The following is a 12031-nucleotide window of genomic DNA, read 5'->3' on the forward strand; positions in this document are numbered from 1 at the left end:
TAATCAATCAGCGGGGTTTTTAATACAAGTATTTATAGCGCTGCGAGCGCCTCACGCAACCCGCCCTGGGTCAATGTTTGATACGCCGCCAACACCGCCTGTGCAAACGCCTTGTCTTTTGCCAGTGCGTTAGGCACCACATCGTCTATGGCCAAAAAGGCGGCTACTAGTGCAGTGCTATCGGAACCGTGTGCCTGGTGAAGCGAGGCAAAACGCGCGGCCAGCGGGTCATCAACGCTGTAGCTATTCCCCAGCAAATCTTCGCCTGCGGTGTAGCGAATCCAGGCTGCCATTCCCAGCGCCACACAGGGTGACGTTTGGCCCGCGTTAGCACGTTCCAACGTGCCAGTTAGCCAGCGCTGCGGTAGCTTTTGGCTGCCATCCATAGCGATTTGCTGCAGACGATGACGCAAACTGTCATTGGCAAAGCGCGCCAGCAGCGATTCAGCGTAAGCATCTAAATCGATGCCTTCGGGCATCTGTAGCGTAGGTGCTGCCTCTTCAAGCATATAGCGGCGCAACAACGCCCGAAGCTCACCCTGATTGACGCTGTCATAGACCGTTTCGATACCTGCAAGTGCACCAAGATAGGCCAACAAGGAGTGGCTGCCATTGAGCATACGTAGCTTCATGGTTTCAAACGGCGCCACGTCAGCAACCATCTCGACGCCCTCCGCTTCCCAGTCTGGCCGCCCCATGGGGAAGTTATCTTCCACCACCCACTGAGAGAAAGCTTCACATACCACCGCATTGGGATCATTAACCCCCAGCGCCGCCAAGCGTTCGAAGTCACCGTCGGTCATCGCGGGTACGATGCGATCCACCATACTGCAGGGAAACGCCACCTTATTGGCTATCCAACTGGCTAATTCCGCATCACGCTGCTTGGCAAGCTGCATCACCGCCTGGCGTGTTCGCTTACCGTTATCCGGCATATTGTCGCAGGAGAGTACTGTAAAAGGGGCGATACCTGCTTCGCGCCGCCGAGCTAACGCTTCCACCAATAAACCTGGGGCGGTGCGTGGCTGCCGGGGCGAGGCGATATCGCCGATAATCATCGGATCATCGACTCTTAACTCACCGCTGGCAGGGTTAAGAAAGTAGCCCTTCTCGGTCACTGTCAGAGTGACAATTCGCGTATCAGCAGAGGCCATTCGCGCCAGCAGCGCTTCCCCGTCACGCCCCCAGTTCCCTGCACCATCACGCCCAGAGAACAACGTTTCTTCGATCACGCCTATTTCGCGCAGCGTAATGCTTTCGCTGTCCGCGTACTCAGCCACATGATAGCGATGCCCTGCCACGCTTAAACCGTCCACCAAACCAATGCTTGAGCGTAGGTTAGCGCTGCATACACCCCAGCCAGTATCGCCGCTGCGCTGACGATAGCGCTCTAAATAGACCGCCTGATGGGCGCGGTGGAAAGCGCCTAAGCCTAAATGAACAAACCCGATCTGGCCGCTTTTGGGCATGGCATCAATACATTGCTGGTTCATAGTCACTACTCTCCCATCAGCAAGTTAGGCAACCAAAGCGAAATCGCGGGGACATAGGTCACCAACAACAACACCGCTAAGTTGCAGAGCAAAAATGGCACGATGGCTCTTGCCACCGTCAGCATAGGTAGTTTGCCAATCCCGGCCACCACGAATAGGCACACGCCCACCGGCGGAGTGGTTAAACCGATCATCAGGTTCAACACTGCGATCACTGCAAAATGCACCGGATCAACACCGACACCCGTGGCTACCCCCACCAATGCAGGGAATAGAATTATTAAGGCGGCGATGGTCTCCATAAAAGCGCCGACAAACAGCAGAATCAGATTAAGAATGAGTAAAACAATCAGTGGGTTATCGCTGAAAGAGAGAATAAGCGCAGCGATCATCTGGGGAATTTGTTCGCTGGTGAGTATCCAGCCAAACAGGTTCGCCAAACCGACCATCAGCAACAGTGCCGAAGAGGTTAATACGGTGTCTGACAAAATCGCCGGGAGCTTTTTCCACGACAGGCCTTTATACACATACATGCCGACGACCAAGGCATAGAGGCAAGCCACAATAGACGCTTCGGTGGGGGTAAAGAAGCCGCCAATGATGCCGTAGAGAATAATCACGGTCATCAGCAGCGCCCAGAAGGCCGTTTTGGCTTCGCGCAGCAGTTGCAAAAAAGGTACCCGCTGCTCTTTAGGATAACCACGCCGAACGGCCAAAATATACACAGTGACCATCATGGCGAGACCCATCAAAAGCCCAGGCACTGCACCCGCCAGGAACATCCGCCCGACCGAAATACCGCTCAGCGACCCTGCGATAATCATCGGCACGCTGGGGGGTATAATTGGCCCAACGGTTGACGAGGCAGCGGTGACCGCGGCGGCAAACGGCTTGTCATAACCCGAGCGCGCCATACCGGGAATCATCACCGAACCGATGCTGGCTGAATCGGCAACTGCCGTGCCGGAGATACCGCCAAAAATCATCGATCCCGCCACGTTGGCCAAACCAAGACCGCCGCGAATATGGCCTAACAGCGCGTTGGAGAAACGCACGATATGATCGGTAATATTGCCCACATTCATTAAATTGCCGGCCAGCACAAAGCCGGGAATACAGAGCAGCACGAAGGTATCGATACCCGCGTACATACGCTGCGGCACAATGGTCAATGAAATGCCTTCAAGCAGAAGGTAAGAGAGCGAGGCTAACCCCAACGCAAACGCAATGGGCATGCCCACCAAAAGCAAAACCAAGAAAACGCTAAACAGGATAATAACTTCCATGCTTACGACTCCTGAGGGGAGGCTGAGGAGCGACACATTGCGATAATTCCCTCAACACACCCCAGCAAGCTGTAGACCAGGAGTAGCGCAAAGGTGACGACCGTTGAGAAAAAGATATACAGCATGGGAACACGCAGCGTTGGCGAGGTCTGCCAGGCGCCGTTTTGTGCATACTGCCAAGCGTACGGCAGCACCAGAAAGGCAAATAGACCAATCAGCGCACAGATCAACACTTGAAAAGCCGCCTGCATCCGCGGCCCCAGCAGGTGATGAAAAAGCTCAACGCTGATGTTTCGGTTCTGGCGCAGCACCACACCCGCGGATAGCGCCACCATATAGATAAACAGATAGCGCGAGAGCTCTTCCGTCCAGGCTATCGAAAACGGCAAAAATAGCCGTGAACAAATTTGCAGCAGTACCGTGGCGGCAATGGCAACGAGCGCCACAACCGCCAAGCTCAGAAAGCACGTATCTACCCAGCCAATCACACGCCCGATAGGGCCTTCTAGCTTAGGCACCGCCGACATTGAAGCCAGGCTCTCCAACGCTTCCTGTTCAAGCGCTTTTTGATCCGAGTTCATCACCATATCCTTATAGGCAAGCTGCATAGGCAGTTCGAAGATGGGCCAGCAAGATGCCAGCCCATCGCCATTACCAATTCACTGCAAATACGACCTTACAAATCCTGGATAGCGTCAAAGAGCTCGCGCTGCTCGTCGGTTAAGGCCTCAAGCACGGCGGGACGGGCTTTCTCTGCGAAGGCATCGACGTCGACTTCCACGAACTCCATGCCACGTTCCTGAAGCGCTTGTTCAAGACGTGCCTGGTCATCCACGAAAAGCTCGGCCTGATACGTTTGCATTGTTTGAGCGGCATCACGAACCACCTGCTGAAGTTCGTCAGGCATGCTTTCCAGCTGGTTACGACCAATCACCACATAGATCCAGCTGCGCACATGGCCGGTCATGTTGACGTAGTCCTGCACCTCATTGAAGCTGGCGCTTTCGATCAGGCTAAGCGGGTTTTCCTGGCCTTCCAGGGTATTTTGCTGCAGTGCGGTAAACACTTCGCTAAACGCCATCGGGGTGGGACGCGCGCCCATTGCCTGCCAGGTATCGACGAACAGCGGTACGTTCGGTACGCGTAGACGTAGCCCATCCAGCTCATCAGGCGTGCGGATAGGCCGATTGGAGGTCAGCTCCCGTGGCCCACGCTCAAACCATGCCAGGGGCACCAGGTTAGTGCGCTCGGTGATCTGGGCTTCAATCTCAGCACCGATGTCACCATTCACCGCCGCATGGAGGTGTTCGGAGTCTCGAAAGGCGTAAGGTACCGCCATCATCGCGGCTTTCGGCGCCCAGTTCTGTAAGCTCTCGCCGGTGATGGTCATATCCGCCGTGCCCAGCTGAATACTATTGATCACGTCCATTTCGTTACCCAGTTGCTCACTGGGGTAGAGACGCACCTCAATCTGCCCGTCGGAGTTGGCTTCGACCTCCTCTTTAAACTTCTCAGCGGCCTGGTGCCAAATGTTCTGCTCGTTGGCTAAATGGCCAAAGCGCAGGGTGTAATCTGCCGCCATTAAGGAATGGCTGCCTAGCATAGCGGCCCCAAGAACAGCGCTGGTGATCAGTTGTTTAATCATTGTCGTTCTCCTGCACACGAGTGTTGTTGGTTGTTGGTTGCAGCTTCTAATTGCGTGTGGGTTGGCGTGGGTTGGTTTAGCACCCTTCAAGCGCCGATTTGGATCAGCACTTTGCGGGCCTCTTCTGGTCGATGATCAAGCATGTCGATGGCATTGGGCATGTCACTTAGTGGCAGCCGGTGGCTGACTAACGCCAACGGATCCAACTGCCCACTTGCCATTAGCTTAAGCACCTCCGGAAACTTACGGTTGTTGAGTCGCGAACCGACCAGGGTCAGCTCTTTCTTAATCACCTCTAGCTGCACAAGATCACTGGGCTGAACGCTAAAACCCAGCAAACCAATGCGCCCTGCTGGAGATGCCAGGCGCAGCATTTGTGGCAACAGCGCAGGCACGCAGGCCGCATCGGCAATCAGCGGCACGCCTTCACCTTGGGTTAAAGCAAGCACCTCTTTTTCCACATCCTGCTCGCGGCTATTAAATACCTGCGTTGCCCCAAGCTGTTTTGCCGCCACTAACCGCTCATTAATAACGTCAGTGACGATGACCTCTTCGATACCCTTGGCCAGAGCCATCTGCAGGATCGTCAGACCGATAACGCCGGCGCCCAGAATCATAAGTCGATCACCAGGGTGCGGCTGCATACGAGCAAGCACGTTGGCAGCAATGGTGTAAGGCTCAACCAAGGCAGCAGCGTCCAGCCCTATATGCTCGGGTAGTGGGTGCACGTTAGCCGCGGGGACGGCAACAAACTCTTCAAAGCCACCATCGCGATGCACTCCGATCACCTCAAGTGAACTGCATACATTGGGTCGGCCAATACGGCAGGGGTAGCACTCACCACAACTAATAACCGGGTCAACGCACACGCGATCTCCGACGGCAACGTCGAGCACACCTTCCCCCACTGCTTCCACTACCCCGGCAAACTCATGGCCGGTGATACGCGGAAAGCGTACAAAGGCGTTGTCGCCATGGATAATATGCATATCCGAGCCGCAGATCCCGGCAAATGCCACACGCACTAGCGCTTCACCTGCGGCTACCTTGGGCGGCTCAACATCCGCGACCTGATAGTCGTGAGGCGCCTTCACCTGGAATGCTTTCATTGACGTAAATCTCCTTACCCGCGCTTTTAGTTACCACTGCACCAGTTACCCATGCCCCTGGCTCACCAATGCCACAGAGTGCCATCTTCCAACCGGTTTACCGGCAGGCTGGCGCGCTTATAGGGGTATTGCTTGGCTAGTTGCTCGTCAATATCAACGCCGTGACCCGGCTTTTCGCCGACAATGAAATGGCCGTCCTCAAAGCGATAATCGTGGGGAAAGACCTCGTCAGTGGCACTGGTATGCGGCATATACTCCTGGATACCAAAGTTGGGTACCCAGGTATCAAAGTGAATCGCCGCACCCAGGCACACCGGCGAAAGATCCGTTGGGCCGTGGAAGCCGGTGCGCACGTGGTACAGCCCTGCCAAATCGGCGATGCGGCGCATATGGGTAATACCCCCCGCATGGGTTAGGGTGGCGCGTATATAGTCGATCCACTGATTCTCGATCAGTGCTTTGGCGTCATACAGGCTATTAAAGACCTCGCCCACGGCCAGCGGCGTGGTGGTGTGCTGGCGAATAAGCCCAAACGCCTCCTGATTTTCAGCCGGCACGCAGTCTTCAAGCCAGAATAGATGGTAGGGCTCAACCTCTTTGCCCAAGCGCGCAGCCTCAATGGGTGTCAGGCGATGATGAACATCGTGCAGAACATGTAGGTCTTCACCGAAGCGCTCCCGCACGGCGGCAAAAAGTTTAGGTACATGATTTAAGTATTTGCTGGTACTCCAGACGTGCTCGGCGGGTAAATCAGAATCGGCAGGCTCATAGGGTTCGCCATCTTTTTTGGCGACACCATAAATACTGGCAATACCGGGCACGCCGGCTTGCACGCGTACCGCTTTGTAGCCCTCATCAACATGGCGGGCTACCTCTTCCAGGCAGGCTTCGATATCACGCCCCGTTGCATGGCCATAGACCATCACTCGCTCACGGCTTTTACCGCCGAGCAATTGATACAGCGGCATGCCTGCAAGCTTTGCCTTAATGTCCCAAAGCGCCATATCAACAGCGGCAATGGCACTCATAGTGACAGGCCCACGCCGCCAGTAAGCGCCGCGGTAAAGGTAGTGCCAGATATCTTCAATGCGACCGGCATCACGCCCAATCAGGGTCGGTAACACATGCTCTTCCAGGTAGGCGACCACCGCCAACTCACGGCCATTTAAGGTGGCATCGCCTATCCCATACACGCCTGATTCGGTAACAATTTTTAGTGTTACAAAGTTGCGGCCTGGAGACGTTACGATTAAATATGCATCGCTAATGATCATAGTGAGTCCATCACAAGAAGTAAGAAGAAATTAACGCTCAAATAAGTAACGCTGCACATTGTGGTAACAGACCGCGCGCACCAGCTCGCCGACCCGATCTATATCGTTGGGTAGCTCACCACGGTTCATTTGAGCCCCCAGCATCTGGCAAAAAATCCGCCGGAAGTAGTCGTGACGGGAAAAGGAGAGAAGGCTACGAGAATCCGTCAGCATGCCCACAAAATGGCGCAGCAGACCGAACTGCATTTGGGTCGTCAGTTGACGCTCAATACCATCACGCTGGTCGTTAAACCACCAAGCGGCTCCAAACTGCACCTTGCCGGGGATCCCATCGCCTTGAAAGGAGCCCGCCAGACCGGCCAACATTTCGTTATCACGGGGGTTGAGGTTATAAAGCACGGTTCGCGGTAGTTGGTGCTGACTATCAAGCGCATCCAACAGCGCCGCCAAGGGTTCTGCGTAAGTAATATCACCAATCGCATCGAACCCGCTATTGGCGCCTATTTCACGCCGCCCCCGTTGGCTTAAATCACGCAAAGCGCCAATATGAAGCTGCATCACCCAGCCCCGGCGGGCGTACTCTTTGCCGAGCCATAGCAGTACCGCTGTGGTAAAGCCGTGGGCGTCGTCTTGGCTCAGCGTTTTTCCACGCTTTCTGCTATCGAGTATTCGGTTCAGCTCCTGGGCAGAAGGTGGCGCGACAAAGACGGGCTTCTCCAGGCTATGGTCGGAAAGGCAGCAGCCTAAACTCTCGAAATGCTCCAGACGCTGAAACAGTGCCGCCAGCAAATCATCAAAGCGCTGTATCGTCACACCGCTGGCGGCTTCGATTTTAGCGAGGTAATCAACAAATGCGGGCTGCTCTATTTTCAGCACCGTATCGGCTCGAAATGTCGGCAGCATTGTCGGCCCAGTGTTCGCGTTTGCGTGCCGTTGGTGGGTTTCCAAGCTATCCACGGGATCATCGGTGGTACATACAGTACGCACGTTAAAGTGTTGCAAAATACCTTGGGCACTCAGCTCAGGGGTTGCTAATCGCTGTTGCGACAGTTGCCATATCTCCTCAGCTGTTTGGGCAGAAAGCAGCAGATTATCGATCCCCAACGGTTTTTTAAGCTCGAGATGCGTCCAGTGATAGAGCGGATTGCCTAAGCAGTCGGGTACCGTTTCCGCCCAGGCTTGAAAGCGTTCTCTATCACTGACATCGCCGGTAATTCGCTGCTCAGCGATGCCCGCACAGCGCATGGCGCGCCACTTATAGTGATCCCCTTTAAGCCATAGCTGGGTTAAATTATCGAATTGGATATTATTAGCGATTTCAACCGGATCTAAGTGTGAGTGATAATCGCAAATCGGCATAAGCGCGGCATGTTCATGGTAAAGCCGACGGGCTGCTTCGTTTTCTAACAGGAAGTCTTTACCCATGAACTCAATATGATCGTTAAACATCAATTTCGCTCCTTTATTATGAGAGTCTCATAGGCAGTGTTAACCAAGCAGTAGATTAGGTAAAAACAGCACTATATTAGGGAAGAAGAGAATGCCCAGAACGACAATAAATACAGCAAGGGCAAATGGCAGTAACTCACGGCTATAGTCATAAAAAGAGCAGCGTAATATTCCGCACACGGTATACATTGATATTCCCACTGGAGGCGTCATGCCGCCAAAGGTTACCAGTGTCATCATAAGTAGACCGAAATGAACAGGGTCAACGCCAGCAGCTTTAATCACCGGCACCAGAATGGGGGTTAACAACATGACAACAACTGTGGCTTCTAACAACATACCCAGAAAAATAAGTATTACAGCCACTGCCAGCAATAGGGTTATATGGCTAGAGAATACACCTAGCGTTAGCTCAGCTATTGTTTGCGGCACTCGCTCAAAAGAGACCACATAACCAATAATGCCTGAGAACATAATAATCAGCATAATCATACCGATATCTCTTACGCTGGCACGCATGGCGTTAAGTATCTCTTTAATACCCATTTCCCGATGTATAACGCAGCCCACTAATAAGGCATAGGCAACCGCAAAAGCGCCCGCTTCTGAAGGTGTAAAGAGCCCATAACGAATACCCACTAAAAGCCACACAGGGAAGAGAATTGCCCAAATACTGCCACGCAGCGCCTTGAGCACTTCACGCCCTGTAGGTAGCTTTTCCCTTACTGGCTGATACCCCCGCCGCTTGGCCATGATATAAGTGGTTACCATCAGCGCCACCATTAACAGGAAGCCTGGCACCAGCCCCGCAATAAACAGTCGCCCAATGGAAACTTCACCCAGGTAGCCATAAAGAATCAAGCCGATACTGGGCGGAATGGTCGCGGTAATTAACCCGCCAATAGAGAGCACCGCGCCGGTAAACCCAGCTGAATAGCCGCCCTTAATCATACTCTTGCCCAGCACGCGGGATTGCATGGCGGCGTCCGCCACTGCAGAACCTGAAACACCACCCATCAAGGTGCTCAACACGATGCTTGCCTGGGCTAAACCGCCGCTCATCCATCCCGCTAATAGGGTAGAAAGGTGAACCAAGCGGGGGGTAATCCCACTAGCGTTCATCAGGTGGCCAATGAAAATAAACAGTGGAACAGCTAGCAGGGGAAATGATTGCGTTGACGAGACAATACGTTGGACAGCAATACTGGTCGGCAAAAATGTCTCGGGCAATAAGAAGTAAGAAAAACCCGCAATACCAATGGCAAAAGCAACGGGCATACCAATGGCCATCAAAAGCAGGCCGAATCCTAATAGTAACGCAGCCGTCATAGCGTTTCCTCCACCTGCTCATCATCGTCAGCCACTAAGCTACCGATAATTCCATTGGCGAAAACACGGCGCAGTAACGTAATCAACATCAATCCAGCACCAACGGGTAGTGCCAGGGTGATATAACCGTAACTAAGCCCTGCCACCCCCATGGGTCGCTGCCAGTTAGAAGTCGCTAAGGCATAGCCATACCAGATTAAAAGAGTCAAAAAGAGCATCATCATTCCAACACACAGACTGGTAATAATGAGCTGCAGCTTAATAGGCAAACGAATAACAAGAGCATCAATTCTTACTTGACCACCCTGACGCAAAGTAATGTCAGCGCCTAATACAGCAGTCCAAATAAACAGAAATTGCGCAAGCTCAGCACCTCCTGCATAAGGATTACCTATTGCTCTAGCCACTGAGCTAACAAACATGGTGAGAGAGGTACCACCGAGTAGCATAATAGCCAGCCACTCCTCACCTTTATCGTACCAATGCCACATACAGCATTCCTCGCCCTATACGGGCATCTGGATGGTTAAGTAATAGCAAAGAGGAAAGAGAGGTGCCCCGCCCTGGCAGGCAGGGGCTTAGACTTACTCTTGAGAAAGCAGCTGGTCACGATACTGGTTGTAACCTAGCTCTTCATAAACGCTATCCATACGATCTCTAAATACGTCCATATCAACCTGAGAAAACGTTACGCCTTCCTGCACCATGCGCATCCGCACTGAGGCTTGGGCTGCTGCAGTTGCTTCGCTGGCCTCTCCGCCAGCTTTTAGCAGCTCTTCATCTAGAATAGTGCGTAATTCATCAGGTAATGCCTGGTACCACTGTTCGGAAGTGGCAATACCGGTCATCAAATGGATATGGTTGGTTAATGCCACATGAGTAATAACTTCATGCAGGTTTTGACCCTCAGCGGCGGTGAGCTGTGCTTCAGCCCCATCGATCGACCCTAGCTGTAGGGCTGAGTAAACCTCCGACCAAGGCAGTGGGGTTGGCGTAGCGCCCATCGCTTCAACGGTTTTCACCCATACTGGGGAGTTGATAGTACGGATACGCACACCACTCAAATCATCGGGTGTCTTCACTTCCTTTTGGGTCAGCATCTGCCGCGACCCCTGAAACCAGTTATAATTGAGCAGTCGTAAACCACTTGTTTCAGCCATACCCTCTACCCAATCCAGGTAGAGCTGAGACGATGTGATTTGATCATAGTCATGATAATCTTCAACTAAATAAGGGGCGCTCAAAATACCTAGCTCAGGTTGATATTCCGACAAGCGACCGGCATCAACCAAGATAGCGATATTGGCGCCACTCCGAATTTGTTCGATCACGTCTTCGTCTGAACCAAGCTGGCTATTGGGAAAAATTTGAATGGTCAACTCGCCCTCTGAGCGCTCCGCAATCGCCTCTTTAGCGCTCTCCATTGCCTGAGCGATAGGATCTTGAGGGCTCAAAGCTATTGAGACATTAAGCTGGTAAGCGGCGTGAGCCGAATGGCTAGCGACTACCAGTGCAACAGCAGGAAGTATTTTTATGAGTTTCATATAGAGCTCCTAAAGGCATTCATTTATTGTTGATAATTCACCAGCCATTTCTGGCTAGGCCTACTTCATGCAGCTTATGCAGCATTTTTGTTTTAATTAGAGATTTTTATATCGTTAGGGATTTTTATATAGTTTGAGCATGAATTTTCATGCCCACATCTTCAAACAACTCCGGAAAGCGACGCTCTAATTCAGGCAGCGAGTGGAGTATTTCTCTCTGGTGGATACTCATTGTCTGCACTGCCGCCGTAGTATCTCCAGCAGCTATCGCATCCACTATGGCCTGGTGTTGATCGGTCAATTTAGGGATAGGTGTAGAATCAGGAATACTCAAATACCGCACTCTATCTAACTGTGCTTTAACATCTTCAATCACGTTCCACGCCATGGTTTGTCCCGTAGAAATTGCCAAGGTGCGATGGAACATCTCATCAAGAAAGAAAAAACGATCATGATCTTGCCGCTCAATGCAGCTGCGCTGGCGCTCAATCAGCTCGTTTAACTCCATCAAAACGCCTGATGGAAGCGTGCATTTAGCTGCTTCTAAAGCAATGGCTACTTCTAGAGACTCACGTATAAAGCGTGCCTCCAGCACCGCTTGGCGCGAAATGCGCACAACATAGGTTCCCCTTTGGGGCCGAACCTCCACCAATCCTGACTCAGAGAGGCGAATAAATGCTTCTCGCACTGGTTGGCGGCTGACGGTAAATAAATCCGCAATCTCTTTTTCAGAAAGCGCCTGCCCCGGCGCCAGCACCATACGAATGATCGCTTGCCGCAACACTTCATGCAGACGCTGACGCACCGTCACTTCGGTACTGGTTCTCAGCCACATTGCTTGCAAGTTCGCCTTCATATTAATCCTATTAACGTCTACGAGCTCCACCACTGCTATGACTAGT

11 protein-coding genes are annotated in these 12031 nt (G+C 52.7%); all 11 read right to left on the reverse strand.

Annotated features, from left to right (window positions below; all coding sequences use genetic code 11):
- Positions 1 to 32: 32 nt before the first annotated feature.
- Positions 33 to 1493, reverse strand: coding sequence for a mannitol dehydrogenase family protein (locus QT231_RS15470; RefSeq protein WP_308337749.1), 1461 nt, complete (start codon positions 1491 to 1493; stop codon positions 33 to 35).
- Positions 1494 to 1498: 5 nt separating this feature from the next.
- Complete coding sequence (locus QT231_RS15475; RefSeq protein ID WP_308337750.1) at positions 1499 to 2779, reverse strand: TRAP transporter large permease; 1281 nt, start codon at positions 2777 to 2779, stop codon at positions 1499 to 1501.
- Between the two features lie 2 nt (positions 2780 to 2781).
- On the reverse strand, positions 2782 to 3360 hold the full coding sequence (locus QT231_RS15480; protein WP_308337751.1) for a TRAP transporter small permease: 579 nt from the start codon (positions 3358 to 3360) through the stop codon (positions 2782 to 2784).
- Between the two features lie 95 nt (positions 3361 to 3455).
- A complete protein-coding gene (locus QT231_RS15485; RefSeq protein WP_308337752.1) occupies positions 3456 to 4424 on the reverse strand; it encodes a TRAP transporter substrate-binding protein in 969 nt (322 codons plus the stop codon).
- A gap of 86 nt (positions 4425 to 4510) precedes the next feature.
- Complete coding sequence (locus QT231_RS15490; RefSeq protein WP_308337753.1) at positions 4511 to 5533, reverse strand: Zn-dependent oxidoreductase; 1023 nt, start codon at positions 5531 to 5533, stop codon at positions 4511 to 4513.
- A gap of 62 nt (positions 5534 to 5595) precedes the next feature.
- A complete protein-coding gene (manD, locus tag QT231_RS15495; protein ID WP_308337754.1) occupies positions 5596 to 6807 on the reverse strand; it encodes a D-mannonate dehydratase ManD in 1212 nt (403 codons plus the stop codon).
- 30 nt (positions 6808 to 6837) lie between these two features.
- Entirely contained in the window at positions 6838 to 8256 is a 1419-nt protein-coding gene (uxaC, locus tag QT231_RS15500) for a glucuronate isomerase (protein ID WP_308337755.1), read from the reverse strand.
- 39 nt (positions 8257 to 8295) lie between these two features.
- Complete coding sequence (locus QT231_RS15505; RefSeq protein WP_308337756.1) at positions 8296 to 9585, reverse strand: TRAP transporter large permease; 1290 nt, start codon at positions 9583 to 9585, stop codon at positions 8296 to 8298.
- Positions 9582 to 10076 (reverse strand): TRAP transporter small permease, encoded by a 495-nt coding sequence (locus QT231_RS15510; RefSeq protein ID WP_308337757.1) that lies wholly within the window; start codon positions 10074 to 10076, stop codon positions 9582 to 9584. The genes QT231_RS15505 and QT231_RS15510 overlap by 4 nt, the downstream gene beginning before the upstream one ends.
- Before the next feature lie 93 nt (positions 10077 to 10169).
- Complete coding sequence (locus tag QT231_RS15515; protein ID WP_308337758.1) at positions 10170 to 11129, reverse strand: C4-dicarboxylate TRAP transporter substrate-binding protein; 960 nt, start codon at positions 11127 to 11129, stop codon at positions 10170 to 10172.
- Between the two features lie 124 nt (positions 11130 to 11253).
- A complete protein-coding gene (locus tag QT231_RS15520) occupies positions 11254 to 11985 on the reverse strand; it encodes a GntR family transcriptional regulator (protein ID WP_308337759.1) in 732 nt (243 codons plus the stop codon).
- Positions 11986 to 12031: the final 46 nt, after the last annotated feature.

Origin of the sequence: Halomonas sp. SpR1 (assembly GCF_031010175.1) — a bacterium.
Taxonomy (GTDB): Bacteria; Pseudomonadota; Gammaproteobacteria; order Pseudomonadales; family Halomonadaceae; genus Vreelandella.

Coding starts and splice junctions, on each gene's coding strand:
- QT231_RS15470 (WP_308337749.1), bottom strand. CDS start 1,493: ATGAACCAGCAATGTATTGATGCCATGCCCAAAAGCGGCCAGATCGGG.
- QT231_RS15475 (WP_308337750.1), bottom strand. CDS start 2,779: ATGGAAGTTATTATCCTGTTTAGCGTTTTCTTGGTTTTGCTTTTGGTG.
- QT231_RS15480 (WP_308337751.1), bottom strand. CDS start 3,360: ATGAACTCGGATCAAAAAGCGCTTGAACAGGAAGCGTTGGAGAGCCTG.
- QT231_RS15485 (WP_308337752.1), bottom strand. CDS start 4,424: ATGATTAAACAACTGATCACCAGCGCTGTTCTTGGGGCCGCTATGCTA.
- QT231_RS15490 (WP_308337753.1), bottom strand. CDS start 5,533: ATGAAAGCATTCCAGGTGAAGGCGCCTCACGACTATCAGGTCGCGGAT.
- manD (WP_308337754.1), bottom strand. CDS start 6,807: ATGATCATTAGCGATGCATATTTAATCGTAACGTCTCCAGGCCGCAAC.
- uxaC (WP_308337755.1), bottom strand. CDS start 8,256: ATGTTTAACGATCATATTGAGTTCATGGGTAAAGACTTCCTGTTAGAA.
- QT231_RS15505 (WP_308337756.1), bottom strand. CDS start 9,585: ATGACGGCTGCGTTACTATTAGGATTCGGCCTGCTTTTGATGGCCATT.
- QT231_RS15510 (WP_308337757.1), bottom strand. CDS start 10,076: ATGTGGCATTGGTACGATAAAGGTGAGGAGTGGCTGGCTATTATGCTA.
- QT231_RS15515 (WP_308337758.1), bottom strand. CDS start 11,129: ATGAAACTCATAAAAATACTTCCTGCTGTTGCACTGGTAGTCGCTAGC.
- QT231_RS15520 (WP_308337759.1), bottom strand. CDS start 11,985: ATGAAGGCGAACTTGCAAGCAATGTGGCTGAGAACCAGTACCGAAGTG.